Here is a 25,319-nt window from a genome sequence, read left to right as displayed (position 1 = left end):
ACGCGAGCCTGTGAGGAGATCGGATGAGACTGGCCGTTCTGGGAGGCGGGGGCTTCCGGGTCCCGCTCGTGTACGGCGCGCTGCTGCGCGACACCGCCAAGCCCCGGGTGGAGGAGGTGGTGCTGTACGACGTGTCGCCCGAGCGCCTGGAGGCCGTCGGCCACGTGCTGGCGCAGCTCGCCGCGGGGCACGACGACCCGCCCCTGGTGTGCGTCACCACCGACCTCGACACCGCGCTGCGCGACGCCGACTTCGTCTTCTCCGCCATCCGGGTCGGCGGCCTGGCCGGCCGCACCGCCGACGAGCGGGTCGCGCTGGACCTCGGCCTGCTCGGCCAGGAGACCACCGGCCCCGGCGGGGTCGCCTACGGCCTGCGCACGATCCCGGTCGCGGTGCGCGTGGCCGAGCGGGTGGCAGCCCTCGCCCCCGGCGCGTGGGTCATCAACTTCACCAACCCGGCCGGCATGGTCACCGAGGCCATGCGCCGCGTCCTCGGCGACCGCGTGGTCGGCATCTGCGACTCGCCGATCGGCCTGGTCCGGCGGGCCGCCTCCGCCCTCGGGCTCGACCCCGCCCGCGTGTCGCCCGACTACGTGGGCCTCAACCACCTAGGCTGGCTGCGCGGCCTGTCCCACCAGGGCCGTGACGTGCTGCCCGGCCTGCTGGCCGACGACACGGCGCTGCGGCAGGTGGAGGAGGCGCGGATCTTCGGCCCCGACTGGGTGCGCACCCTGGGGGCGCTGCCCAACGAGTACCTGTACTACTACTACTTCACCCGCGAGGCCGTCGCCGCGACCTCGGGCCGCACCCGCGGCGAGTCCCTGCTGGAGCAGCAGGAGCGGTTCTACGCGGCGGTGCGCGAGCGGCCCGGACAGGCCCTGGCCGAGTGGACCCGGGCGCGCAGGGAGCGGGACGAGTCGTACATGGCCGAGGCCCGCGACGTCACCGACGCCGGCGAGCGTGACGCCGCCGACCTGGAGGCGGGCGGGTACGAGGGCATCGCGCTGGCGCTCATGGCGGCGATCGCCCGCGGCGAGCCCGCCACGATGATCCTCAACGTGCGCAACGGCGTGGCCGTGCCGGGCCTGCCGGAGGACGCGGTGGTCGAGATCCCGTGCGCGGTGGACGGCTCGGGGGTCAGGCCGCTGGCCACCCGGCCGCTGCCCGGCCGGTTCCTGGGGCTCGTCCAGCAGGTCAAGGCGGTGGAGCAGACGGCCATCGAGGCCGCCCTGACCGGCTCGTCGCGGCTGGCGGTCGAGGCGTTCGCGCTGCACCCGCTGGTGGACTCGGTGGGGACGGCCCGCCGGCTCCTCGACGGCTACCGCGCCCGCGTGCCGCAGCTCGCCGAGGTGCTGCCCGGCCGTTAGCCCACGGTCCCGGTCGTCAGCCGCTCGTACAGCGTGGGGTCGCTCGACGCGCGGACGATCAGCTCGGGGCGGAGCAGCTCGCTCTGGGCCTGCTCGCCCCCGAGGACGCGGACGAGCTGCCGCAGCCCCCGGCGGCCCATCTCCCGCATGGGGGAGCGGACCGTGGTCAGCGGCACCGGCAGCTCGGCCGCCAGTGGCGTGTCGTTGAACCCCACGACCGCGATGTCGGCGCCGACCCGCAGCCCGTGGTCGCGCAGCGCGCCGATCGTGCCGATGGCCCCGAAGTCGTTGACCACGAAGACGGCCGACGGGCGGGGGCCGGTGGCGAGCAGCCGCTCGGTGCCCGCGCGCCCGCCCTGGGCGTCGAAGCGGGAGTGCACGATCCGGTGCGCGGGGATCGGCAGCCCCGCCTCGCGGAAGCGGTCGGCGAAGCCGCCGGTGCGGTCGATGCCCGTGCTGGCGTACGGCTCGCCGGCCACCACCGCCACGTCCTCGTGGCCCTGCTCCAACAGGTGGTCGGCGACCATCCGGCCGCCCAGGTAGTCGTCGCACACCACCGCCGGATGTCCGCCGGCCCGCCGGTTGACCAGCACGAACGGGACCCCGCGCGCGGCCACCTCGTCGAGGAACGACGAGTCGGAGTGGGCGTCACCGAAGATCAGGCCGTCGACGCGGCGGCCGAGGACCATCTCGGTCCGGGCCCGCTGCACCTCGGGGACGTCGCGGGTGTTGGTGACGAACGTGGACAGGCCGTGCTCGGCGGCGGCCTCCTCGACGCCCTCGTAGATGGTCGCGAGAACCATGTCGGACAGGCGGGGGACGAGGACGCCGATGAGGTTGCTGCGCTGCGTGCGCAGGCTCATGGCATGGGGGTTGCGCTGGTATCCGAGCTCGTCGGCGAGCCGGCGCACCCGCTCGACGGTCGGGCTGGAAGCCGCCCGGAGCCCCTCGCCCGGCTTGGCGTGCAGCACGCGTGACACGGTGGAGACATGCAGACCGAGCTGGTCGGCGATCATCTGCAGGGTTACCGGTCGTGCCTTCTCCGCACCCAATGCCCCTCGGCCTCCGGTGAACTCTGGCTCGCCCGGTTCGTGTGCCGGGGCGGGCGGCCGGCGGTTTTCTTGATTTTAACGCTGAGTTATTGACATCCCATAGGCGCAGGTCAGATGCTACCAAACGTTTGGCCCAAACGTTTGGGCAATCGCGTTCCCGAGGAGGCCGTCGCGTGTCCAAGGTCATCGTCCTGTCCACGGGAGGGACCATCGCCACCCGCCGGGACACGCAAGGGGTGGGCCTGGCCGAGGACGCGGCCGGCGACCTCCTCGGGCGGCTCCCGGCCGATCCCGGCGTCGAGGTGGAGGGCGTGGACGTCCTGCGCGCCGGCAGCTACCTGTTCACACCGGCCGACATGCGCGAGGTCGCCCTGCGCACCCGCGAGGCCCTCGCCGACGACCGCGTGCTCGGCGTCGTCGTCACCCACGGCACCGACACCATGGAGGAGACCGCCTACCTGGCGGACCTCTTCCACGACGACCCCCGGCCGGTCGTCTTCACCGGAGCCCAGCGTCCGGCCGACGCCGTGGACGGCGACGGCCCGCGCAACCTCGCCGACGCGATCACCGTCGCGGCGTCCGGCGCGGCGCGCGGCCTCGGCGTGCTGATCTGCTTCGACGGCGTCGTCCACGCCGCCCGGGGGACCCGAAAGACCCACACGGTCGCGCCGGCGGCGTTCTCCGCGCCCGACGGCGGCCCGCTCGGCCGGGTGCGCGCCGGCGAGGTGGACATCACGCTGACGCCGGTGCGGTCCGAGCCGCTCGACCTCGACGCGTACGACCTCGACGGCGTCCGGACCGACGTCGTGGCCCTCTACCCCGGCTGCGACGACACGGCGCTGGTCGCGACGGCCCGCGCGGGCGCCACCGGGATCGTGCTCCAGGCGCTCGGCGCGGGGAACGCCAACCCCGCCGTCGCGCGGGAGGTGGCCCGGCTCACCGAGGCCGGCGTCGTCGTCGCCCTGTCGACCCGGGTCGACGCCGGGCCCGTCGCCGCGCTGTACGGCAATGGCGGCGGCGCGGATCTCGTCGCGGCCGGCGCGATCCCCACCGGGATCCTGCGCGCGCCGCAGGCTCGCGTGCTGCTCGGCGCCCTGCTCGGCTGCCACCGCGACCGCGCCCGGGTGCGCGAGGAGCTGGCGGCGCGCACGGGCGCCGCACACACCAAGGGCCGGCCCTGGCCCGCCGGCACGACCGAGAGGACGAGGTGACTTCGAGGAGAACCCTCCACCCCGGGGCCGTCAGCTGACCACGCGCAGCCAGATGTTCGTGGCCAGCGGCGCCTCCGTGAGGCCGAGACGTTCGAGCTTGACGGTCCGCCCGCCCGGATGGTCGAACAGCCGCACCCCGTCGCCCAGCATGATCGGCGCGACGCACACGAAGACCTCGTCGAGCAGCCGAGCCTCCAGGCACTGCCGGGCGACGTCGGCGCCGATGACGTTGACGTACGCGTCACCGGCGGCTGCCCTGGCCGCGGCGACCCCCTCGGCGAGGTCGGCGACGAAGGTGGTCCCCGGCACCTGACGCTCCGGGGGCCGGTGGATGAGCACGAACTGCGGCCCGCTCCAGCCTCCGCCGAACGCCTTGCCCTCCTTGTCCGTGCCCTTGTGCGGATCGTCGCCGCCGAAGCTGCGGTTGCCCACGAGCAGCGCGCCGATCCGCCCGATCAGCTCCTCCACCGCCGGGTTGGGGCCCAGGTAGTCCGTCAGCCACGACATGTCGCCCCCGGGACCGGCGATGAAGCCGTCCAGCGACATCGTGGCCGAGTACAGCAGCTTGCCCATCGCCCCGCCTCTCCCAGGCCCGGACCTCGTGCCGCTCCATCATGACCCGAGCCGGTGAGAGCCGTCACGGGAGAGACCCGAGTGACCTCCGAGCGACCGCGGCGGCTGCCGGGCCCGCCCGCGGACCCGCTAACCGAACGCGAGCCGCTCCCGGCGCCGGTAGCCGGGCCGGGTCAGCGCCAGGAACACCCTGGACGTCCGGCCCGTCCCGGCCAGGAGCCGCTCGGTCTCGTCCCCGGTGGCGTGCCGGTCGAGCCACGGCATCCTGAACGTCATCTCCCGCACGCCGGCCCGCCCGGCGACCTGCCTTTCGACCCGGGCCAAGGCCGCGGGCGGCACCGACACCCTGATGATCGGGAACAGCTCGGCCTCCTCCCCGGCGATGTGCTCGGCGAGGAGGTCCAGCATCGGCTTCAGCTCGCGCCCGAGCCGGGCCAGATCGCCGTCCACGGCCGCGTGGCAGCGCTCCAGCAGAGGGCTCAGCGCCTCGTGGCCGCCGGTGTAGGGGGAGAGGTCCACGTCCCGGCCGGCGGCGCGCGCGACGACCGGCCACAGGGCCGCGTCGCCGTCGACGTGGTGATGGATGGCGGTCAGCAGGGACCTGGTGTACCAGCGGACCGCGCCCGCCCGTGCGGAGGTGAACGTGGCGGGCTCCGCCAGCAGGCCGGTCAGGCGGCGCAGGTCGGCGAGCATGGCCCGGTGAGCCACGTACATCGGGGTCAGGTCGGGCTCGCCCTCCCCGTCACGCCGTCCGGACGCGTCCCCCACCGTGGCGACGACTGCGGGACCGGCCCCTTGATCGGTCCCGTGGTCGTCCGCGCGGGCGTCCGCGTGGTCGTCCCCGGTGCGGGTCGCGGTGCCGGCCTGGGGGCCGGTCCGGGCGGGGGGACGTTCGGACGCCCAGGCGCTTAAGCGGGGCCAGGCCCGGAGCAGCGCGGCGCTGGCCGGCTCGACGCAGTCGCCGCTGACCGCCACCAGCGTGCCGGCCTCCGCCCGGGTGGGCGGCACGGCCACGCTCCGCCGTACGAGGAGACCGGCCTCCGTGAGCCGGTCCAGGACCCCGTGCGCGTCGCAGCCGACGGCGTCCCCGTCGAGCAGGCGCAGCAGCAGCGCGGGCGCCTCCTGCTGCTGACGCGGCGTCAGCGACGCGAACACCCGCTCGGCCACCTCGCCGAGCGACGGCGGCCCCACCAGCCCCGCCGGCGCCACCAGCCGCCCCCACCCGCTCCAGGCCCCATCGACGCCGGCGCCCGCACTGCCGGCCGCCGGGACAGGAGGGCGGGGCAGGGCGTCCGCGACCGCCAGGAGCTCCGCGGACGGCGGGCGGTCGGCCGGGTTCTTCGACAGGGCCTGCCCCACCAGGGCGCGCAACGGCTCCGGCAGCGCGTCCAGGTCGGGGTCCACGGCGAGCAGCCGGTGCATCACCTCGCCCAGACTCTCCCCGCGGAACGGGTCGTGGCCCGTGGCGGCGAACAGCAGCACCCCGCCCCAGGCGAACACGTCGGCCTCCGGCCCCGGCCGCCCCCCGGTGAAGACCTCGGGGGCCAGGTACGTACGGGTGCCGACCGTGTCCGGGACCGTCACGCCGAGGTCGATCACGGTGGGCCCGTACGGGGAGAGCAGCACGTTCTCGGGGCGCAGGTCGCGGTGGGCGATGCCCACCGCGTGCAGCGAGCGCAGCGCCGTCGCCACCGCGAGGGCCAGCGCGGCCAGCTCCCCGCCCGTGTACGGCCCGTGCCGCTCCACCGCCTGCCGCAGGTCGGGACCCTCGACGAACTCGCTCACGATGTACGGCACGGCCCCGTCGACCCCGACGTCCACCACTCGGGCCAGGTGCCGCGGCGAGACCCGCCAGACGGCGTCGGAGAGCTGGCCGGTGACCTCACCTCGGGGCACCTTGAGCGCGAACCGGCGGCCTTCGTCGTCGTAGGCGTCGTAGACCACGCCCCGCCCGCCGGCACCCAGCCGTCCGGCCAGCCAGTAGCCGCCGAGGCTCACGGGGTCGCCCGGCACCAAGCGCATCGTCACTGATGCTTAGATGCCGCCGGAGGGAGATTGGTTGCGTCTCGCGCCGGCCGCCGCCGGGCCCGCCCCGGGAGAGCGGTGGTGACGGCGGTACGGGAGAGGACGTCACAGGTCCTCCGCGCGCCTCGGAGGACCCGTGCGTCATGATCATTATGCCAGCGTCCCGGACGGGGACGACCCGCGCCGGCCGCTAGGAGCCGTCGCCGCCCGCGGACGAGCCCATCTTCCGCAGCACCTCCTCGGCCACCTCCTCGGGCGTCATCCTGCTCACGTCGCACGTCAGGTCGGCCACCTCGCGGAAGTACGGCTCCCGCCGCGCCCGCATCACCGACGGCGCGAACTCCGGCCGGTGGTCGCCGGAGCGCATCCGCTCGGCCAGCACCGCGTCGGGCGCGTCCAGCCACACCACGAACGCCTTGCTCCGCAGCTCCGCGCGCACCCGGGGGTTCTCGACGGTGCTGGCCGCCGCGGTGATCACCTTGGGCTCGCCGCCCAGCTCGGACAGGACGTGCTCGGCCTCCCGCCGGTGGAGGACGTCGGCTCCGTCGCGCGCCACGATCTGCGCCGCCGTGGCTCCGTACCGGTCGAGCAGGAACGGGTCGCTGTCGCTCAAGGGCAGGTCAAGGGCCTGACCGACGAGGCGTCCCGCGGACGTCTTGCCCGAGCCCATAAGCCCGACCATCACTACTGGTTTGTTTTTTGCCATGTGGATAGAGGTTCCTCTTGTCAAGGAGGTACTAATGACCATCGCCGGAAGCATCATCCTCATCATGCTGGGCGCGATCCTCACGTGGGCCGTCGAGTTCGACCTCGCGGGCCTCGACATCAACGTCGTCGGCGTCATCCTCATGCTCGGTGGTCTGATCGGGCTCCTGTTCGGCATCTACCGGATCCAGGTCACCCGCAGGGCGGTAGGACCCATCGACGAGCCGGTGCACCGCCACGAGATCTACGAGGAGCCCGAGGCGCGCCGGACGACGGTGTACGAGGAGCGCCGCCGCTACGACGAGCCCCCGCTGTAACCGCCATCATCAGCCACGAGCGGGGAAGAGCCCCTGCAGGAGGTGAACCGACATGCCAGCCGAAGATGAACTGCCGTCGACGATCCGCCGTTCGCCGAAGAAGGCGCAGGCCACGTGGATGAAGGCGCACGACTCCGCGGTGCAGACGTACGGCGAGGGGCGCCGCGCCCACATGACGGCCTTCGCCGCGCTGAAGCACTCGTTCGAGAAGGTCGGCGACCACTGGGAGCCCAAGTCCGGCAAGGGACCGTCGGACCAGGGCGCCAAGGATCGTTCCGGCCGCACGGCCGAGGGCGTCGACGCCAACGCCAGCAAGGACCACCTGCAGAAGGTGGCGTCCGAGCTGGGCGTCACCGGCCGGTCGAAGATGACCAAGGAAGAGCTGGTCGAGGCCATCAAGAAGGCCAACCGCCGGGCCACCGCCAAGGCCCGCCGTTAGGACGCGCGCCCGGCGGGCCGGCCCGGCCCACCGGTCCGCACATCCCCACCGGTCCGCATCGCCCACCCGTCCCCACCCGTCAGGCCCGCCAGGTTCGCCCCGGCGGGCCGTTCGACTGCCTCCCCCGCGAAGCGGAGAAGCCGCGCTCAGAGCAGGCGCTTGACCGCGTCGATGATGGCGCGGCGGTCGATGCGCGCGTCCGCGAGCTGCTCCTCCGGCGTGGCCGACCCCGGCAGCCCCCGTACGGCCAGCTTGACCACGCGCGGCCCCAGCTCGCTGACCGCGTCCAGGACCGCGTCGCCGAGGCCGCCCTCGGGCCGGTGGTCCTCGACGGTGATGAGGTTCCCGGTCGTGGTGGCGGCGGCGGTGAGCGCGGCCGTGTCGACGGGCTTGACCGAGTAGAGGTCGATGACGCCCACCGGAATGCCCGCGGCGGACAGCTCGTCGGCCGCCGCGAGGGCCTCGTGGACGGTCACCCCGGCGGTCACGATCGTGGCCCGGTCGGCCGGTGTGTGGCGCAGCACCCGCGAGCCGCCCACGGGGAAGCGCTCGCCGGGCCGGTAGATGACAGGCGTGTCGCCGCGGGTGGTCCGCAGGTACGACACGCCGGAGACGCCGGCCATCTCGGCCGTCAGGGCCGCGGCCTGGTTGGCGTCGCACGGGTAGAGCACCGTGCTGCCGTACACGGACCGGAACATGGCCAGGTCCTCCAGCCCCATCTGCGACGGGCCGTCCTCGCCGATCGCCACGCCGGCGTGCGAGCCGACGATCCTGATCGACGCCTGGCTGACCGCGGCCATCCGGATGAAGTCGTGCGCCCGGGTGAGGAACGCCGCGAACGTCGCCGCGTACGGCACGAAGCCGCGCGCCTGCATGCCGACGGCGGCGGCGACGAGCTGCTGCTCGGCGATGTACATCTCGAAGAAGCGCTCCGGGAACGCCTTGGCGAACTCCTCCGTCCTGGTGGAGTCGGCCACCTCGCCGTCCAGCGCCACCACGTCGCCGCGGGCCGCGCCGAGGGCGGCCAGCGCCTCGCCGTACCCGGTCCTGGTGGCGACGCGTGTGCCCGGCTCGTACTCCGGCAGCGTCAGCGGCCCGTCGTCGAAGCGGTACGGCTGCGGCATGGGCTCCGGCCGGTGCACGTCCACGGTGAGGTTGCGCACGCCGCCCAGCTCGGCGACGGCTGTGTCGGGGTCCTTGAGGGCCTTGCCGTGGGCGCCCTCGCGGTTCTCCACCTCCACGACGCCCTCGCCCTTGCGGGTCTTGGCCAGGATGACGGTGGGCCGCCTGCGGGTGTTGCAGGCGTCGCCCAGCGCGAAGTCGATCTGCCCGGGGTCGTGGCCGTCGATCTCGATGGTGTGCCAGCCGAACGCGCCGAACCGGCGCGCGTACGCGCCGGTGTCCCAGCCGTGCCGGGTGGGGCCGCGCTGGCCCAGCCGGTTCACGTCCACGATGAGCGTCAGGTTGGCCAGCCCCTCGTCGCCCGCCAGCTCGGCGGCCTCCCACACGGAGCCCTCGGCCAGCTCGCTGTCGCCGCACAGGACCCACACCCGGTACGGCAGGCGCTCCAGCCGCCCGGCCATCGCCATGCCCACGCCGACCGGCAGGCCCTGGCCCAGCGACCCGGTGGCCACGTCGACCCAGGGCAGGCGCGGGGTCGGGTGCCCCTCCAGCCGGCTGCCACGCTTCCTGAAGGACAGCAACTCCTCGTCGTCGATGGCGCCCGCCGCCTTGAACAGCGCGTACAGCAGCGGCGAGGCGTGCCCCTTGGAGAAGATCAGATGGTCGTTGGCGGGGTTGTCGGGATGGTCGAAGTCGTAGCGCAGATGGCAGCTGAACAGCACCGCCATCAGGTCGGCGGCCGACATCGACGAGGTGGGGTGGCCCGATCCGGCGGCGGCCGAGCTGCGCACGGAGTCCACGCGCAGCTGGGCGGCCAGCTCGGTCAGGTAGTGCAGATCGCGTTCAGGCATGGTCAGGGCCTCCTCTGGTCGTCCGCCGACTACCCCAACTCGCCCGCTTAACGCCGTGTCCCCGCCGGTCGGGCGGACCTTTCAGCGCTTGCGCCGGAGGAGCGCCGTGGCCGCCGCCGCGCCCGCCGCGAGGCCGAGGAGGACGGGCCGGCGGTGCTGGGACAGCCAGAGCTGGGGGCTGCGCGCGTGCGAGCGCCGGTCGAAGCTGCCGTGGGCGCCGTAGTCCTTGTCCTCGTCGGCCGGCTCCCACAGGTTCGCCACGCCGCTCGGCTGCTCCTCGTCCGTCACCTGCGACTTCATCCCGGTACGCGCCAGGTAGCGGTCCACCAGGGCCGGGGCGACGCGCTCCGCCATGATGGTGGCGGCGGTGGTGACGCCGACCCAGTACTCCTTGCGCTCGGGGTGCTCGGCCGCGTACACGATGCCGCGCGCGGCGACCTCGGGCTGGTAGATGGGCGGCACCGGCTGGGGATGGCGGCGCAGCTTGGACAGCACCCAGTCGAACTGCGGCGTGTTGACCGCCGGGAGCTGCACCAGGGTGATCTTGATGTCGCTGTTCTCGGCCATCAGCTCGGTGCGCACCGACTCGGTGAAGCCCTTGATGGCGTGCTTGGCGCCGCAGTACGCCGACTGCAGGGGGATGCCGCGGTGCGACAGGGCCGAGCCGGTCTGCACGATGGCGCCCCGGCCGCGGGGCCGCATAAGGTCGAGCGCCACGCGGGTGCCCCACACGTAGCCGAGGTAGGTGACGGCGGTGGTCCGCTCGTACTCCTCGGGGGTGACGTCGGTGAACTTGGCGAAGACCGACGAGAACGCGACGTTGATCCACACGTCGATGGGGCCCATCTCGGCCTCGATCTGCTCGGCCGCATCCCGGAGCTGCTCGTAGTCGGCCACGTCGGCCTCGAACACCTTCCCGCTGCCGCCGGCGGCGCCCACGTCCACGGCGGCGGCGCCGAGCCCGGTCGTGCCGCGGGCGATCAGCGCCACCTTGGCCCCCTTGGCGCCCAGCTCGCGCACCACGGCCCGGCCCACGCCGCCGCTGGCGCCGGTGACCACGACGACCTTGCCGCGCAGGTCGTGCGTGCGCAGCCCTTCGGCCGTCTCGGCGACGGCGCCGGCCAGGGAGCCGGCCGGCTCCCCGGCCGAGGTGTCCAGTTCGGTTCGCTGCGGTGTCATGCTCAGCCTGCCTCTCCCACGTTCCTGCTCTTCTGCCGCCGTACGGCCAGCACGATGTCCACGATGGTCACCACGGCCGCGACGGCCGCGATGCCGGTCAGCACCGGGATCCCGGCGATCAGCCCCAGCGCCGCCAACGCGAGGGCGAACACGAGGATGAACGAGCCGGCCCGGATGTGGACCACGTCCCTCGGCGTGGCCGGCACCATGGGTTTGCCCGACTCCGAGCGCTGTTCCCACTGGTTGTTCTCAGACATGGCGGATCACCTGCCCCTGCCGTTTGGGGCCTAACGTTGGGGGTAGCCGGGCGTCCGTGGCCGAGCTGCATCCCAGTGACCAGAACGAGCCGGGGATCCATCGCCGGCGCCGCGGGCGGGGTTTCGGCTACCACCACGCGGACGGCCGCCCCGTGGACCCGGAGACGCTGGCGCGGATCAAGGCGCTGGTCATCCCGCCCGCGTGGACCGACGTGTGGATCTGCGCCTCGCCGGACGGTCACCTGCAGGCGGCCGGCACCGACGCCGCGGGGCGCCGCCAGTACCGCTACCACGACCTGTGGCGCGAACAGCAGGACAAGATCAAGTTCGACCGGGTGCTGGAGCTGGCCGAGCGGCTGCCCGACTTCCGCAAGGCGGTGGACGAGGCGCTGCGGGGCCGCGGCCTGACCCGGGAGCGGGTGCTGGCCGCCGCGGCGCGGATGCTGGACGTGGGCTTCTTCCGCGTGGGCGGCGAGACCTACGACACCTTCGGGCTGGCGACCCTCCGGATGGAGCACGTGACCTGCTCGCGGGACACGATCACCTGCGCGTACCCGGCCAAGGGCGACATCCCGCGCGAGGTGGTGATCGCCGACTCCTCGGTGTGCTCGGTGATCAGGTCGCTCAAGCGCCGCCACCCTGACGGGGAGCTGCTGTTCTACCGGCAGGGGAACGGCTGGGCGGACGTGCGCAGCGACGACATCAACGACTACCTCCGCGAGAAGATCGGCGACGACTTCACCGCCAAGGACTTCCGCACCTGGCACGCGACCGTGCTGGCCGCCGTCGGCCTCTCGGTGTCCACGCACGCGGCGGAGGGGCGCGGCGAGGCCGCCCGGAAGCGGGCGATCACCCGGGTGATGCGGGAGGTGTCCGATTACCTGGGCAACACGCCCACCGTGGCGCGTGAGTCGTACGTGGACCCCCGTGTGGTCGAGGCGTACCAGCGGGGACGCACGGTCGCGCCCGTCCTGACCGAGCTGGGAGCCGAGGCGGACTTCGGCCAGCTCGCCACCCATGGCGCCGTAGAACGCGCCGTTATCGACCTGATACGCGCCGTTTGAGGGATTCATACCCGGGCATGCGGCGTCAGGGAAGGAGGCATCCATGGAAGCTCCGCAGTACGTCGCGGCCCGCATCCAGCAGGCGCTGGCCGAGGACGCGCGGACCCACGAGCTCGGCATCCACGTCGACGTCAGAGGGGACCAGCTGTTCCTGCGCGGCCAGGTGAGCGGGAGCGATCAACGCGTACGACTCGGGGAGGTGGCGCACGAGACCGCCCCGGACCTGAAGGTGCACAACGAGATCAAGGTCGTCGTCGTCAACGAGCCGGGGGAGGATGAGCACCTTGACTGAAGTCCGCATAGCGGCCGTGGGCGACATCCATCTGGGCGAGGACGTCCGTGGCGAGTACCGCAAGCGGCTCGAAGGCATCGAGGAGCGCGCCGACGTGCTGATGCTGGCGGGAGACCTCACCCGGCACGGCACGCTGGAGGAGGGCCGGGTGGTCGCCGACGAGCTGCGCGACCTGCCCGTGCCGGTCGTCGCCGTCCTCGGCAACCACGACTACCACTCCGACCTCCAGCACGAGATCGCCAGTGAGCTGCGTGACGCCGGGGTGACCGTGCTGGACGACGACGGCGCGGTCCTCACGTGCGGCGGCACGAGGCTGGGCGTCGTGGGCGGCAAGGGGTTCGGCGGCGGGTTCGCCGGCAAGTGCGCGAGCGAGTTCGGCGAGCGCGAGATCAAGGACTTCGTGGGACACACGCGGCTCATCGCCGAGAGCTGGAAGCTCGCGCTGAAGGAGATGCAGGCCGACCGGCGGGTCCTCCTGTCGCACTACTCGCCCATCAAGGAGACCCTTGAGGGCGAGCCCCTGGAGATCTACCCCTTCCTCGGCAGCTACCTGCTCGCCGAGGCCGTGGACACGGCCGGCGCGGACCTCGTCCTGCACGGCCACGCCCACAAGGGCACGGAGAAGGGCCTGACCCCGGGCGGCATCCGGGTCCGCAACGTGGCGCTGCCGGTGCTGGGCAAGGCGTACGGCGTGTACTGCCTCGAATGCTGAGGCAGGCCACGCTGCGGGCCCGGGAAGCATCCTGAACCGAAACGTCAGGAACCGAAACTCCGGGAACCGCGGAACAGAAGGGCGGCCGCTCCGATCCGGAGCGGCCGCCCTTCCTTTTCGATAGCTGATCTTTTGGCTGATTTTCTGGATTTGATTACATTTTCATCTCGTCGCCGGATAAAGGCGTGAGACGGGTAACACGGGATGGCACAGCCTGTCGGGTAGGTCCGCCGGGCCGGCGTTCGCCGGCCGGGCGGAGAACGGGTGGCGCGTCGGTGGCGCCCCTAGACATTGAAGATGCTGACACCGCCGGGGCCCACCAGGAAGCCGAGGACGATGAGGACGATCCCCCAGAGGAGATCGCGACGGGCCAGAATCACATAGATGCCGGCGATGACGAGAACGACCGCGATGATCCACAGCAAAGTAGCCATGGCCCGCTACTGCCCGGGCCGAAAGGCATTTAACATCCATTCCTGGCGCACGCCATGTTTTCCCTGAGTGCGCCGGGAAGTGGACCTTCATGACCACATTCGGATACTTCCTTTCCTGCGAGGAGCACGGCCCCCGGGAACTGGTCCGGCAGGCCAAGGCGGCCGAGCGCGCGGGGTTCGAGGCGCTGTGGATCTCCGACCACTTCCACCCCTGGCTGGACGCGCAGGGGCAGAGCCCGTTCGTCTGGTCCGTGATCGGCGCGCTGGCCGAGGCCACGTCGCTGCCCATCACCACGGCCGTCACCTGCCCCCTGATGCGGATCCACCCGGTGATCACCGCCCAGGCCGCGGCCACCACGGCCGCGCTGTCCGGCGGGCGCTTCCGGCTCGGCGTCGGCACCGGCGAGGCGCTCAACGAGCACGTCATCGAGTCGCGCTGGCCGCCGGCCGAGGAGCGGCTGGAGATGCTGGAGGAGGCCGTCGGCCTGATGCGGGAGCTGTTCACCGGCGAGCTGGTGACGCACCGCGGCGCCCACTACCGGGTCGACACCGCCCGCCTCTACACGCTGCCGGACGAGCCGCCGCCCATCTACATGTCCGGGTTCGGGCCCAAGGCCATCGAGCTGGCCGGCCGCATCGCCGACGGTTACATCTCCACCGGCCCCAGCGCCGAGATGGTGGAGCAGTTCCACAAGGCGGGCGGCGCGGGCAAGCCGGCGATGGGCGGCCTCAAGGTCTGCTACGCGCCGGACGAGGCCGAGGCGCGCAGGACCGTCCACCGGCTGTGGCCCAACCAGGGCATCCAGGGCGAGGCGTCGCAGCTGCTGCCCCTGCCCCGGCACTTCGAGCAGCTCGCCCAGTCGGTCACCGAGGAGCAGGCCGTCGGCGGCAGCCCGTGCGGCCCCGACCCCGAGGCACACGTCCAGGCGATCCGCGCGTACGTGGACGCCGGCTTCGACGAGGTGTACGTCAACCAGATCGGGGCCGAGCAGGACGCGTTCTTCGACTTCTACGCGCGCGAGGTCCTGCCCCGGCTGCGCTGACGGCACAGGGACTGACCTGCGGTCAGGACGCGGAGCGCATCATCTTCGCGTAGGCGAGCTGGAGCCAGTCGGAGGCGGCCACCGCGGTCATCGTCACCCCCACCAGCCGCGTGAACCGGGGCGCGAAGACCAGGCCGGCGGCGTAGGCGGTGGCCGTCCACTGCGCCAGGCAGAACGGGCACGACACCAGCTCGCCGACCGAGTTGCGCGGCTCCTCCTTCAGCTCGGCCGGGCCGCTCGTCCCCTCGTACCGGGTGAACGGCGCCCGCAGCGGGCTGGTCACCGGGTCCTTGGCGATCAGCCGCGACACCTTGTGGGTGCAGGCCGCCATCAGCGCCACGTCCATCAGCCCCACCCGCTCCGGTGCCTTGCGCCCCATCAGCGCGGCCGCGCCCACCGCCGCGGCGATCGCCCCGCCGTACACGGTCATGATGCGCAGGTAGCCGCGCAGCGGCCGGTCGTGCTCGCCCTGGTACTCGCGTTCGGTCTTCTCCAGGAAGTCGGTCATAGGGCCTCGGGCTACCCCCGCTCCGGCGCTCTACTCGCGCGCCGGAGCGGGGACGCGGGTCAGGCGCTCACCCGCCCGATCAGGGCCGACAGCCGGTCCTGCTCCTCGCCGGTGAGGTCCACCAGCGGGGGCCGCACCGGTCCGGCCGGGCGGCCGGCGGCGCGCAGGCCCGCCTTGACGATGCTCACCGCGTATCCCCGCCGCCGGTCGCGCAGCTCCACGTAGGGCAGGACGAAGTCGTTCAGCATCCCGGTCACCGCGGCGGTGTCGCCGCCGCGCACCGCCCGGTGGAAGGCGAGCGCGAACTCCGGCAGGAAGTTGAAGATCGCCGAGGAGTAGGTCTCGACACCCAGCGCGTGGTACGGCAGCGCGTACAGCTCGGCCGTGGGCAGACCGCCGATGCAGAGCAGCCGGCCGCCCAGGCGGGCGCGGACGCGCGTCATCTGCTCCAGGTCGCCCACGCCGTCCTTGAAGCCGACGAAGTTCGGATGCTCGGCGGCCAGCCGCTCCAGCGTCGCGGTGGAGTAGCGGGCGTTGGCCCGGTTGTAGACGATCACGCCCAGGGCGGTCGCCCGGCACACGGCCGCGACGTGCGCGGCCAGCCCCTCCTCGTCGGCCTCGGTCAGGTACGGCGGGAACAGCAGGATCCCGGCCGCCCCGGCGAGCTCGGCGGAGCGGACGAGCTGGACGGCGGTCGCGGTGCCGTGCCCGGACGGGGCCAGCACCGGGACCCCGGCGGGCGCCGCGTCCACGGCGACGGCCACCACCCGCTCCACCTCGGCCTGGGTCAGCGAGAAGAACTCGCCCGTGCCGCCGGCCGCGAACAGCCCGCCCACCTGGTGCCGGCCGAGCCAGGCGAGGTGCTCGCGGTAGGCGGCCTCGTCGAAGGACAGGTCGTCCTTGAAGTGGGTCACGGGGAACGACAGCAGCCCTGAGGCCAGCCGGGCGCTCAGCTCGTCGGGGGTCATCGGGTCTCCTTCGTCGGGGGATCCGTCCCCTTTGGGGTCGGTGTCCCGTCATGACCATAGGCAGCGTGACTCATGCCGGTCCAACACTCTTTTCGCATCCTCCGATGCGTGCCGCGTATCATCGCGGAGCATGGTGTCGATGGAGCAGCTCGTCGGGTTCGTCGCGGTCGCCGAGGAGTTGCACTACGGCCGGGCCGCCGCGCGCCTGCGCATGACGCAGCCGCCGCTGAGCCGGCGCATCCAGGCGCTGGAGCGCGAGCTGGGCGTCGAGCTGTTCGACCGGACCCGCCGGGCGGTCCGGCTCACCCCCGCCGGTCGGGCCTTCCTCGCCGAGGCCCGCAAGGTGCTGCAGGTCTCGCAGGAGGCGGTGCTGGCCGCCCGCCGCACGCCGCGCGGCGACGCGGGCGTGGTCACCCTCGCCTTCACCGCCACGACCGCCTACTCGTTCCTGGAGCGCGTCGTCACCGAGGCGGGCGCCCGGCTGCCCGGCGTGGAGCTGGTGCTGCGCGAGATGGTCACCGCCGCGCAGGTGGAGGCGCTGCTGTCCGGCGCCGTGGACGTCGGCATGGTCCGCCCCCCGGTGCGCACGGCCGACATCCGCACCGCGCCCCTGACCAGCGAGCCGCTGCTCGCGGCGCTGCCCGAGGGCCACCCGCTGGCGGTGCGGGCGCCGTACCCGAGCGTGGCGGACTTCGACGGCGAGCCGTTCATCATGTACTCGCCGTCCGAGGCCCGCTACTTCCACGAGGTGCTGGTCGCCGTGTTCCGCACGGCCGGCGTGCAGCCGGTCCACCGGCAGTACCTGAGCCAGGTCCACACGGTCCTGGCCATGGTCAAGGCCGGGCTCGGCCTGGCGCTGGTGCCCGCGGCGGCCTCCGCGCTGCGCATGGACGGCGTCGTGCTGCGCCCGGTGACCGGGCTCGGACCCGACACGGTGCGGCTCGATCTCGCCTGGCGGGCCGGCAACGACAATCCCGTGCTGGCACCGCTCCTGCGCGCGATCCGACGTCTAGCGGGGGACCGGGAGGGTAGCCGGATCACATGAGCAGCCACAGTCATGAAGTCACCGACGCGATCCTCGACACGCTCAAACGCGCCAGCTCGGGGCTGAAGGACGCGGGAGTGCAGTTCGCCCTGGCCGGGGGGTGCGCCGCCTACGCCAGGGGCGCGGCGCCCTCGCTGCACGACGTGGACTTCGTCATCACCGAGCATGACGTTCCGGCCGCCCTGGAAGCGCTGCGCGCCCTCGGCCTCGAGACGGCCAAACCGCCGGAGGACTGGCTGGTCAAGGCGTACGACGACGGACGGCTGGTGGACCTGATCTTCCGTATCTCCGACCGGCCGGTGACCGACGAGCTGATCGAGCGGGCCGAGCCGATGAAGGCGTCGGCGGTGATCGTGCCCGTGCTGGAGGCCACGGACCTGGTGATCTCCTGGTTGATGCCGCTGTCGGAGCACGCCTGCGACTACGGCGCGCTGCTGCCGCAGGTGCGGGCGCTGCGGGAGCAGGTGGACTGGCAGCGGGTGGCCACGGTGACGGCCGCCTCGCCGTACGCGGCGACCTTCCTCACGTTGCTGGAACGCCTGGGTGTGCTGGAGGCGCCGGCCGAGCCCAAGGGCGACCCGTCCTGGCCCTGAGGACGGACCCCGGGGACGGCCCCTGAGGACGGACCCCGGGGACGGCCCCTGAGGACGGAACCTCAGGACGGACGAAGGGCCGCACCCCGGGGGGTGCGGCCCTTCACCTTGACCGAAGGTCAGTGCGGGAACCGGCCGTAGTAGTCGCCCACCCGCGTCCGGTACTCGGGCTCCTTGAAGCGGCCCTCGTCGAACTCCGGAGCGTCCTTGATCTCCGCCTTGGTACGCGAGACGTACACCTCGCGTGCCTGGGGGTCGATCCGGGTGATGACACTCGCCGGCAGCATGACCTTCTTACCGAAGATCCACGGACCGGTGTCGACGACCAGGTAACTCTCGCCGACCTCGTACGTGGCCTCGTCGACGGAACCGATCTTTCCGTCGGTGGCGTGGACGTGGTAACCGTTGATGTCCAGCGCCTGGCCGCGGTCGTAGACGTCAGATCGATAGTCCCAGAGCTCCATGAAGCTCACGTCCTCTCTGCTTCCGTCTCGTACTCGGGCCCGCTCCAGCTACCCGGGATACGGCGCGTAAACCGCGTCCCGGAAATTCGTCAACGGGCGGCCAAGCGGCCTGTGCGAAGCCACAGGTCGGCGCAGACATGGAGCCCCCGATTTCGGTACGATCCGCGTCACCGACCAAAGGGGAGTCCGGATGAGCCTCGGTTCCTCCAGCGCGTGGGCGAGCGGTGAGTGGTCCCATGAGGAGTGGGCCCCGCCCGGGGTCGACCCGTCCACGCCCAGCGTCGCCCGCGTCCACGACGCCCTGCTCGGCGGCATGGAGAACTTCGCCGCCGACCGGTCCGTCGCGCGGCGGCTGAGGGAGGCCGTGCCCGAGATCGTGGACCTGGTCTGGTGCGACCGGGCGTTCGTCGGCCGCGTCGTCGACCACCTCGTCCGAGAGGCCGGCGTCCGGCAGTTCGTGGACCTCGGCGCCGGCCTGCCCACCATCGAGAACACCCACGAGGTCGCCCAGTTCGCCGACCCCTCGACGCGCGTCGTGTACGTGGACGTCGATCCGTCGGTGGAGCCGCACGCGCGCGCCATCCTCAAGGGCAACCCGCACGTGGTCGCCGTCACCGAGGACGCCCGCGACGTCGCGGCCGTGCTGGGCAACGCCGAGCTGCGGCGGCTCATCGACCTGTCCCGGCCCGTCGCGGTGCTGGCGATCGGGCTGCTGCACCTGTTCCCCGACCAGGACGACCCGCACGGGATCGTCCGGCGCTACATGGACGCGCTGCCGTCCGGCAGTCACCTGGCGGCCTCGAACATGCTGGCCTCGGCCAACCCGAAGGCCCAGGCGCTGGAGGCGATGCTCCGGGTCACGATGGGCACCGGCCACTTCCGCTCCCGCGAGGAGATCGGCCGCTTCTTCGACGGGCTGGAGCTGGTGGAGCCCGGCCTGGTGCGCTTCCCCGAGTGGCGGCCCGACGACCGGCTGCCCCACCCGCCGGCCGCCTGGGAGGAGCTCCTCCTCGGTGGAGTCGCCCGCAAACCGTGAGGCCCCGCAGACCCCGGAGCCGCTAGGGTGAGGGACGTGCCGCGCTTCCTGATCTGCTCCCCGCCGCCCGCCCGGTAGCGGGCGGCCTCTTCTGACATCTCGCCGGATCTGACCGATCCGGGGGTGGTCGCTGCCCGCGTACGGGCCCCCTTCCGACCACTCCATCCGGAGAGATCTGTCATGACGCATGTCCCCTCACCCGTCTCCGCGCGCCGGGGAGCCCTCTACGTGTCCGTGGCGGCGGCCGCCTGGGGCACCGGCGGCGCCGCGGGATCCCTGCTCTTCCAGTCCGGCGGGCTCGGCCCGGCCGGTGTGTCCCTGTGGCGCTACGCCCTCGGCGCCGTCTTCCTGCTCGCCCTCACCCGGCTGACCGGCGGCGTCCTCCCGCGCCTCGACGTCCGGATGGTGGTCGTGGGCGCCGGGATGGCCGTCTACCAGACCGCGTACTTCGCGGCCATCGAGCGGTCCGGCGTGGCCGTCGCGACCGTGGTGACGATGGGCGCCACCCCGGTCGTCACCGAGCTGGGCGGGCGGCTCCTGCTCGGCGAGCGGTCCGGCCGCACCGGCCTGCTCGCCCTGGCCGCCGCGCTCGCCGGGCTGTTCCTGCTCACGGGCGAGAGCCTGCTCGCGGGCGGCGGCCGGCTCGGGGGCGTCGCGTTCGCCCTGGTGTCGGCCGCCGGGTACGCCGCGGTGACGCTGTACTCGCGGCGGCACCGGGAGGACCCCGGCGGCATGGCCGTGGGCGGGTTCGTGGTGGGCGCGGTGTGCCTGGCGCCGTTCGCGCTGGCCGGCGGCGCGGTGCCCGAGCCGACCGTGACGACCGTGGCGCTGCTGGCCTACCTCGGCGCGGTGCCGACCGCGCTGGCCTACGCCCTGTTCTTCCGGGCGCTGACCGCGCTGCGGGCCGCCACCGTGTCGGTCATCTCCCTCGGCGAGGCCGTCGGCGCGGCCGTGCTCGGCGTGCTGCTGTTCGGGGAGCGGCTGAGCGTGGCCGGCTGGGCCGGGTGCGCGCTGCTGGCCGCCGCCGTGGTGGTGCCGGCCCTACGCCCCGAGCAGCGATGACACGGTGACGGACGGTTGATCGAGGGCCGACCGGGGAGCGGGGCGGCGGCGCGGAACGCCGTGCACGTCCCCATATGGGTTAGGGTCCGGTACGGCGACGCATGCCGTACCGTCGCTCCGCTCCCCACTTCGGTCACACTCGTGGAGGTGGGCACGAGAGGAACGCTGCCGGGCAGAGCGCGCGTTGGAGGGACTGTGGCGTCTATTTCCGGAATCTTGAAGAACCTCCTGGACCGGCCGGGAGGAGTGAGTCTGGGCCCGTACCAGAAGGTCGTCAAGGCGGCCCGCGAGCTGGCCGGCCCGGTCGGCGAGCTGGACGAGCTCGCCCGCCCCGCGATGGACGACCTGGCGAGGTTCTGCGCCGTCGCCCGGGAGGCGGCCGACCGCTCGCTCGGGCTCCGGCCGTACGACGCGCAGCTCCTCGGCACGCTGGCGCTGCTCGACGGAAAGGTCGCCGAGATGGCGACCGGCGAGGGCAAGACGCTGTCCGGCGCGATGGCCGCCGCCGGCTACGCGCTGCAGGGCAAGCGCGTCCACGTCATGTCCGTCAACGACTACCTGGCCCGGCGCGACGCCGAATGGATGGCGCCGTTCTACGAGGCCATCGGCGTCACCGTCGGCTGGGTCGGGCAGTCCTCCACGCACGAGGAGCGGCGCGAGGCGTACTCCAGGGACGTCACCTACGGCGCGGTCAGCGAGATCGGCTTCGACGTGCTGCGCGAGCGCCTGCGCACCGACGCCGCCGAGCTCATCGTGCCCGCCCCCGAGGTCGCGCTGGTCGACGAGGCCGACTCCGTGCTGGTGGACGAGGCCCGCGTGCCGCTCGTCATGGCCGGGGCCTCCGACGCGGGCAGCGCGGTCCCCGAGATGGCCGCGCTGGTCAGGCAGCTCGTCCGCGGCTACCACTACGAGGTGGACGACCAGGCGCGCAACGTCTACCTGACCCCCAAGGGCGCCGACACGGTCGAGAACCTCCTCGGCGTCGACCTCTACGACGAGAACGAGCCCGGCACCCTCATCGAGCTCAACCTCGCCCTGCACGCCCACATCCTGCTGGCCCGCGACGTCGACTACATCGTCCGCGACGGCCGGGTGCAGCTCATCAACGCCTCCCGCGGCCGGGTCGCGCTGCTCCAGCGCTGGCCCGACGGCCTCCAGGCGGCCGTGGAGGCCAAGGAGGCGCTGGCGCCCAGCGAGAAGGGCGAGATCCTCGACTCCATCACCGTGCAGGGCCTCGTCCGCCGCTACCCGCAGATCTGCGGCATGACGGGCACGGCCGTCGCGGTCAGCGAGCAGCTCGGCGAGTTCTACGGGCTCAAGGTCGCCGTCATCCCGTCCAACCGGCCCTGCGTCAGGAAGGACGAGCCCGACCGCGTCTACCCGGACGTGCCCGAGAAGGACGCCGCCCTCGTCGAGGAGATCGAGGAGGTCCACGCCACCGGCCGGCCCATCCTCATCGGCACCCTCGACGTCGCCGAGTCGGAGAACCTCGCCGGGCTGCTGCGCCGGCGCGGCCTGGACCCCGTCGTCCTCAACGCCAAGAACGACGCCGAGGAGGCCGCGATCATCGCGCGGGCGGGCGAGCGCGACGCGATCACCGTCTCCACGCAGATGGCCGGTCGCGGCACCGACATCCGCCTCGGCGAGGGCGTGGCCGAGCTGGGCGGCCTGTACGTGATCGGCTCCGGCCGCCACGCCAGCAGCCGGCTGGACGACCAGCTCCGCGGCCGGGCCGGGCGGCAGGGCGACCCCGGTGGCTCGGTCTTCTTCGTCAGCATGCGCGACGAGCTGGTCACCCAGTTCGCGGCCGACGAGCGGCCGCCCGCGGCCGACGCCGACGGCGTGGTCAGGCACCGCCGCGGCGCCTACATCGTGGCCCACGCCCAGCGGGTCGCCGAGGGCGTCAACCTGCAGATCCACCGCAACACCTGGCGCTACACCCGGCTGCTGGAGCAGCAGCGCGAGCTCATCCTGGAGTGGCGCGACAAGGTGCTGCACGGCGACTCCGCCGCGCGGGCGCTGGCCGAGGGCGACCCCGAGCGGTGGGCCTCCATGCCCGAGGAGACCCGCGAGGAGACGGCCCGGCAGATCGTGCTGCACGCCATCGACCGCTGCTGGACCGAGCACCTGGCCTTCCTCACCGACCTGCGCGAGGGCATCCACCTGCGGGCCCTCGGCCGGATGAGCCCGATCGACGAGTTCCACCGGGAGGCGGTCGCCGAGTACAAGGCGATGCTGGCCGAGGTGGAGCGGCGGTCGCTGGAGGCGTTCGAGGCGCCCGAGCCCGACCTCAAGCGGCCCACGGCGACCTGGACGTACATGGTGCAGGACAACCCGTTCGGCACCGAGTGGGACCGGATACTCAAGCGGGTGGGGTCGGGCGGCCGGCGCCGTTAGAAACCGGCCGCCGTACCTGACAGAAGATGGCAGGTACGGCTGCGAGGCTTGGGCCATGACAACGAAGGCGAAGCTCCTGGCCGTCACCATCGACTGCGCGGAGCCCAAGAAGCTGGCCGAGTTCTACCACGAGATCACCGGTCTCGACGTGCAGTACGCCGAGGACGAGTACGCCGCGGTGGGCGACGGCACCACCGCGATCTACTTCGGCCGCGTCCCCGAGCGCGAGCCGGCCCCCTGGCCGGGCGCGGCCAAGCAGTTCCACCTCGACTTCCGGGTGCCCGACGTGGAGAAGGCGGTCGAGGAGTACATCGCGCTCGGCGCGACCAGGCCCGACTTCCAGCCGGGCGTCACGGACGAGGGCGTGGGCTGGATCGTGCTGCGCGACCCCGAGGGGCACCTGTTCTGCGTCTGCCCCGAGCGTTCCTGACGCCGGCTTCGGCCCTGGTCACAGGGCCCGTCCGGGGACTTGGCGGGCTGATGTTGTCCAAAAGGATGATTCGTGTGCTCCGCTTCCCTCTTAAGCTGGAGCAATGCGCCTCCACACGTCCCTGCCCCTGCGTGGGCGCCGATGACCTGGGCCGGACTCCTCATCGCCCTGCTCGGCGCCCTGGGATACGCGCTCGGGGCGGCCCTGCAACAATACGAGGCCGTGGCGGGCGGTGCCTCGCTCAAGCTGGTGAGACGCCCCCGCTGGGTGATCGGCGGGGTCATCGGGTTGACGGGGGCGAGCCTGCACGCCGTCGCGCTCAGCTTCGCGCCGCTGGTCGCGGTGCAGCCCATCAGCGTGGCCACGCTGGTGTTCGCCGTGCCGCTGGCCGCGCTCATGTACGGGCGGCGGCCGTACCGCGCGGAGATCCTCGGCTCGCTCGCGGTCGCCGTGGGCCTGGTGTGGCTCATGCTGCTCGTGCCCGCCCACAACGTCGTCCCGCACCTCACCGACGGGGCCGCGCTCGCGTTCATCGGGGTGATCGCGGCGATCGCGCTCGTCTCCGAGCTCGTCGCCCGCCGGCTGCGCGGCCCCGGCAAGGCGCTGCTGATGTCGGTGGGGGCGGGAGTCGTCACCGCCAGCGTGTCCACGTTCGTGCGCGTGGTGGGCGGCGGCATGCAGGGCGACTGGGGCAGGCTGCTGCACTGGTTCACGCTGGTCGTGCCGGTGCTGCTGGTCTGCGCGGTGGTGCTGCTCCAGCGCTCGTACGCCATCGGCTACTTCGGCATCGCCTACGCGGGCGTCCAGGTCGTCGACCCGGTCACCTCGGTGCTGGCCGGGGCCATCCTGCTGGGCGAGCCGCTGCCGGCCGGCCCGTCCACGGCCGTCCCGGCGCTCCTGGCCGGCGCGCTCACCATCGCCGGCACGATCACGCTGGGGCGCCTGGCCCCCGACCACTCGCGGCCCGTCGCGGTGGAGTCCATTCCAGTACCTCCCGCATTGACTTCGGCATCAGATCGGAGCTGAGCCGGGCCGCCAGGGCCATCCCCGCGTCGCGCAGCGACACCGCGACGGGGTTGCGCACCTTCGTCGCCCGGCACACCGCCGTCGAGCGCCGCACGAGCGTGGCCGTCCGCTCCACGCGGGCCGCCGAGTAGGCGGCCAGATCGCCGCCCGCCACGTACGCGAGCACGACCCCGTCCTCGATCGCCTGGCAGGCGCCCTGCCCCAGGTTCGGCGTCATCGGGTGGGCCGCGTCGCCCACCAGCGCCACCCGTCCCCGGTGGAAGGCGGGCAGGGGCGTGGCGAACGCGTATATGTCGTTGCGCAGGATCCGCTCCGCCGCGACGTCGCGCAGCAGTGACGGGATCGGCTCGTGCCACCCGCCGAACCTGCGCAGCAGCTCCTCCCGCTCGTCGCCGCCCGACTCCCCGGCCGGGGACACGTCGGTCGCGTAGAAGTAGACCAGGCCGCCCGCGAGGAGGTGGGCGCCGAACACCCTGCCCCTGCCCCACGTCTCGGTGCTGGGCAGCGGGCCGCCCGTCCACGGCACCAGCCCCCGCCAGGCCGTCACCCCGGAGTACACCGGGCCCGGGTGGAGGGGGAAGAGGGCGCGGCGGGTCGCCGAGTGGATGCCGTCGGCGGCCACGACCAGCTCGCCCACGCGCTCGCCCTCGCTCGTGCGGACGGTGCCCGTGTCCGGATCCACCTCCGTCACCCGGACGCCCAGGTGAAGGGCGTCCGCGCCCAGCGCCTCCGCCAGCAGCTCCACGAGCGCCGCCCGCGGCAGCACCACGACCGAGTCGCTGAACTCCTTCCTGACGCTCTCCTCCGTGCCGCGCGCCAGCCACCGGCCGTCCGGTCTGCGGATGCCCAGCGTTCCCTGGACCCGGGACAGCGCGCGCACGGGGTCGCCGAGTCCGAGGGTGTCGAGGGCCCGCAGCGCGTTCACCGCCACGGCCAGGCCCGAGCCGACCGGCTTCAACCGCTCGGCCCGCTCCAGCACCGTCACGTCCCACCCCGCCTGGCGCAGGGCGATCCCCGCGGTAAGCCCGCCGATCCCCGCACCGATCACCACAGCAGCCGGCATCTTCGCCTCCTCAACTACGTCTGTAGTTCCACGATACTACTCCTGTAGTGCGAAAACTACAGGGGTAGTGAGTTGCCCGTAGGA

The 25,319-nt window shown here is 73.0% G+C and carries 27 protein-coding genes; 15 read left to right on the top strand and 12 right to left on the bottom strand.

Annotation, left to right across the window (positions count from 1 at the left end; translation table 11 throughout):
• Nucleotides 1-23 precede the first annotated feature (23 nt).
• Nucleotides 24-1,367 carry a 6-phospho-beta-glucosidase gene (locus tag ABZS51_RS10200; RefSeq protein ID WP_355438341.1) on the top strand — a complete coding sequence of 448 codons (1,344 nt, stop codon included), beginning with the start codon at nt 24-26 and terminating at the stop codon, nt 1,365-1,367.
• Here the strand turns inward: ABZS51_RS10200 and ABZS51_RS10195 are convergent.
• Nucleotides 1,364-2,383, bottom strand: coding sequence for a substrate-binding domain-containing protein (locus ABZS51_RS10195; protein ID WP_355438339.1), 1,020 nt, complete (start codon nt 2,381-2,383; stop codon nt 1,364-1,366). The genes ABZS51_RS10200 and ABZS51_RS10195 overlap by 4 nt on opposite strands.
• 209 nt (nt 2,384-2,592) lie before the next feature.
• On the opposite strand from ABZS51_RS10195, the gene ABZS51_RS10190 reads away from it, so the two are divergent.
• Nucleotides 2,593-3,630 (top strand): asparaginase, encoded by a 1,038-nt coding sequence (locus ABZS51_RS10190; protein WP_355438337.1) that lies wholly within the window; start codon nt 2,593-2,595, stop codon nt 3,628-3,630.
• Nucleotides 3,631-3,660: 30 nt separating this feature from the next.
• Here the strand turns inward: ABZS51_RS10190 and ABZS51_RS10185 are convergent, their stop codons facing one another.
• From ABZS51_RS10185 to ABZS51_RS10175, 3 genes are all read right to left on the bottom strand, one after another.
• Nucleotides 3,661-4,203 (bottom strand): dihydrofolate reductase family protein, encoded by a 543-nt coding sequence (locus ABZS51_RS10185; RefSeq protein ID WP_355438335.1) that lies wholly within the window; start codon nt 4,201-4,203, stop codon nt 3,661-3,663.
• A gap of 129 nt (nt 4,204-4,332) precedes the next feature.
• On the bottom strand, nt 4,333-6,225 hold the full coding sequence (locus tag ABZS51_RS10180) for a protein kinase (RefSeq protein ID WP_355438333.1): 1,893 nt from the start codon (nt 6,223-6,225) through the stop codon (nt 4,333-4,335).
• 193 nt (nt 6,226-6,418) lie between these two features.
• Nucleotides 6,419-6,910: a shikimate kinase gene (locus ABZS51_RS10175; protein ID WP_355438332.1), complete on the bottom strand. Its 492-nt coding sequence runs from the start codon at nt 6,908-6,910 to the stop codon at nt 6,419-6,421.
• Nucleotides 6,911-6,968: 58 nt separating this feature from the next.
• On the opposite strand from ABZS51_RS10175, the gene ABZS51_RS10170 reads away from it, so the two are divergent.
• Complete coding sequence (locus ABZS51_RS10170; RefSeq protein ID WP_310713359.1) at nt 6,969-7,250, top strand: hypothetical protein; 282 nt, start codon at nt 6,969-6,971, stop codon at nt 7,248-7,250.
• A gap of 52 nt (nt 7,251-7,302) precedes the next feature.
• A complete protein-coding gene (locus ABZS51_RS10165; RefSeq protein ID WP_310713362.1) occupies nt 7,303-7,689 on the top strand; it encodes a ChaB family protein in 387 nt (128 codons plus the stop codon).
• A 146-nt stretch (nt 7,690-7,835) separates the two neighbouring features.
• Here the strand turns inward: ABZS51_RS10165 and ABZS51_RS10160 are convergent, their stop codons facing one another.
• The 3 genes from ABZS51_RS10160 to ABZS51_RS10150 all read right to left on the bottom strand — a co-directional run bounded on the left by ABZS51_RS10160 (nt 7,836) and on the right by ABZS51_RS10150 (nt 11,098).
• Nucleotides 7,836-9,662, bottom strand: a complete 1,827-nt coding sequence (locus ABZS51_RS10160; protein WP_355438329.1) for a transketolase — start codon at nt 9,660-9,662, stop codon at nt 7,836-7,838.
• A gap of 81 nt (nt 9,663-9,743) precedes the next feature.
• Nucleotides 9,744-10,841 carry an SDR family oxidoreductase gene (locus ABZS51_RS10155; RefSeq protein ID WP_355438327.1) on the bottom strand — a complete coding sequence of 366 codons (1,098 nt, stop codon included), beginning with the start codon at nt 10,839-10,841 and terminating at the stop codon, nt 9,744-9,746.
• Nucleotides 10,842-10,843: 2 nt separating this feature from the next.
• Nucleotides 10,844-11,098, bottom strand: coding sequence for a hypothetical protein (locus ABZS51_RS10150; RefSeq protein ID WP_310713368.1), 255 nt, complete (start codon nt 11,096-11,098; stop codon nt 10,844-10,846).
• Between the two features lie 56 nt (nt 11,099-11,154).
• Here ABZS51_RS10150 and ABZS51_RS10145 point away from each other — a divergent pair, with 56 nt between their 5' ends.
• Genes ABZS51_RS10145 through ABZS51_RS10135 form a run of 3 tightly spaced genes read left to right on the top strand, consistent with a single transcriptional unit; the run spans nt 11,155 to nt 13,166 of the window.
• Nucleotides 11,155-12,162: a DNA topoisomerase IB gene (locus tag ABZS51_RS10145; protein ID WP_355438324.1), complete on the top strand. Its 1,008-nt coding sequence runs from the start codon at nt 11,155-11,157 to the stop codon at nt 12,160-12,162.
• A gap of 43 nt (nt 12,163-12,205) precedes the next feature.
• The gene (locus ABZS51_RS10140) at nt 12,206-12,454 is read left to right on the top strand and encodes a BON domain-containing protein (RefSeq protein ID WP_310713372.1); all 249 of its coding nucleotides are present in this window, start codon (nt 12,206-12,208) and stop codon (nt 12,452-12,454) included.
• A complete protein-coding gene (locus ABZS51_RS10135) occupies nt 12,447-13,166 on the top strand; it encodes a metallophosphoesterase (RefSeq protein WP_310713374.1) in 720 nt (239 codons plus the stop codon). Before ABZS51_RS10140 ends, ABZS51_RS10135 begins: the two co-directional genes overlap by 8 nt.
• A 284-nt stretch (nt 13,167-13,450) precedes the next feature.
• On the opposite strand, the gene ABZS51_RS10130 is transcribed toward ABZS51_RS10135, so the two are convergent.
• Complete coding sequence (locus tag ABZS51_RS10130; protein WP_175593845.1) at nt 13,451-13,600, bottom strand: GPGG-motif small membrane protein; 150 nt, start codon at nt 13,598-13,600, stop codon at nt 13,451-13,453.
• An 89-nt stretch (nt 13,601-13,689) separates the two neighbouring features.
• Between ABZS51_RS10130 and ABZS51_RS10125 the strand changes: the two genes are divergently transcribed.
• Nucleotides 13,690-14,643 (top strand): LLM class F420-dependent oxidoreductase, encoded by a 954-nt coding sequence (locus ABZS51_RS10125; RefSeq protein WP_355438321.1) that lies wholly within the window; start codon nt 13,690-13,692, stop codon nt 14,641-14,643.
• A 22-nt stretch (nt 14,644-14,665) separates the two neighbouring features.
• On the opposite strand, the gene ABZS51_RS10120 is transcribed toward ABZS51_RS10125, so the two are convergent.
• Nucleotides 14,666-15,151, bottom strand: coding sequence for a DUF1360 domain-containing protein (locus ABZS51_RS10120; protein ID WP_355438319.1), 486 nt, complete (start codon nt 15,149-15,151; stop codon nt 14,666-14,668).
• 59 nt (nt 15,152-15,210) lie between these two features.
• Nucleotides 15,211-16,119, bottom strand: a complete 909-nt coding sequence (gene kdgD / locus ABZS51_RS10115; RefSeq protein WP_355438317.1) for a 5-dehydro-4-deoxyglucarate dehydratase — start codon at nt 16,117-16,119, stop codon at nt 15,211-15,213.
• Between the two features lie 130 nt (nt 16,120-16,249).
• On the opposite strand from kdgD, the gene ABZS51_RS10110 reads away from it, so the two are divergent.
• Together ABZS51_RS10110 and ABZS51_RS10105 are read left to right on the top strand one after the other, a co-directional pair.
• Nucleotides 16,250-17,164 (top strand): LysR family transcriptional regulator, encoded by a 915-nt coding sequence (locus ABZS51_RS10110; protein ID WP_355438315.1) that lies wholly within the window; start codon nt 16,250-16,252, stop codon nt 17,162-17,164.
• On the top strand, nt 17,161-17,757 hold the full coding sequence (locus tag ABZS51_RS10105) for a nucleotidyltransferase (protein ID WP_310713386.1): 597 nt from the start codon (nt 17,161-17,163) through the stop codon (nt 17,755-17,757). The genes ABZS51_RS10110 and ABZS51_RS10105 overlap by 4 nt, the downstream gene beginning before the upstream one ends.
• A 119-nt stretch (nt 17,758-17,876) precedes the next feature.
• On the opposite strand, the gene ABZS51_RS10100 is transcribed toward ABZS51_RS10105, so the two are convergent.
• A complete protein-coding gene (locus tag ABZS51_RS10100; RefSeq protein ID WP_310713437.1) occupies nt 17,877-18,221 on the bottom strand; it encodes a PRC-barrel domain containing protein in 345 nt (114 codons plus the stop codon).
• Between the two features lie 190 nt (nt 18,222-18,411).
• Between ABZS51_RS10100 and ABZS51_RS10095 the strand changes: the two genes are divergently transcribed.
• From ABZS51_RS10095 to ABZS51_RS10075, 5 genes are all read left to right on the top strand, one after another.
• The gene (locus tag ABZS51_RS10095; protein WP_355438312.1) at nt 18,412-19,257 is read left to right on the top strand and encodes an SAM-dependent methyltransferase; all 846 of its coding nucleotides are present in this window, start codon (nt 18,412-18,414) and stop codon (nt 19,255-19,257) included.
• A gap of 180 nt (nt 19,258-19,437) precedes the next feature.
• On the top strand, nt 19,438-20,319 hold the full coding sequence (locus ABZS51_RS10090) for an EamA family transporter (protein ID WP_355438310.1): 882 nt from the start codon (nt 19,438-19,440) through the stop codon (nt 20,317-20,319).
• 204 nt (nt 20,320-20,523) lie between these two features.
• Nucleotides 20,524-22,716 (top strand): accessory Sec system translocase SecA2, encoded by a 2,193-nt coding sequence (gene secA2 / locus ABZS51_RS10085; RefSeq protein ID WP_310713439.1) that lies wholly within the window; start codon nt 20,524-20,526, stop codon nt 22,714-22,716.
• Nucleotides 22,717-22,771: 55 nt separating this feature from the next.
• Entirely contained in the window at nt 22,772-23,146 is a 375-nt protein-coding gene (locus tag ABZS51_RS10080; protein ID WP_355438308.1) for a VOC family protein, read from the top strand.
• A 141-nt stretch (nt 23,147-23,287) separates the two neighbouring features.
• Nucleotides 23,288-24,172 (top strand): hypothetical protein, encoded by an 885-nt coding sequence (locus ABZS51_RS10075; protein ID WP_310713394.1) that lies wholly within the window; start codon nt 23,288-23,290, stop codon nt 24,170-24,172.
• Here the strand turns inward: ABZS51_RS10075 and ABZS51_RS10070 are convergent.
• Nucleotides 24,075-25,235 carry an FAD-dependent monooxygenase gene (locus tag ABZS51_RS10070; RefSeq protein ID WP_355438306.1) on the bottom strand — a complete coding sequence of 387 codons (1,161 nt, stop codon included), beginning with the start codon at nt 25,233-25,235 and terminating at the stop codon, nt 24,075-24,077. The genes ABZS51_RS10075 and ABZS51_RS10070 overlap by 98 nt on opposite strands.
• Between the last annotated feature and the right edge of the window lie 84 nt (nt 25,236-25,319).

It is taken from the genome of Nonomuraea sp. NPDC005501, from assembly GCF_040605905.1.
Classification (GTDB): Bacteria; Actinomycetota; Actinomycetes; order Streptosporangiales; family Streptosporangiaceae; genus Nonomuraea.
The sequence above is the reverse complement of the archived record's forward strand: the minus strand, read 5'-3'. Positions and strand labels throughout refer to the sequence as shown.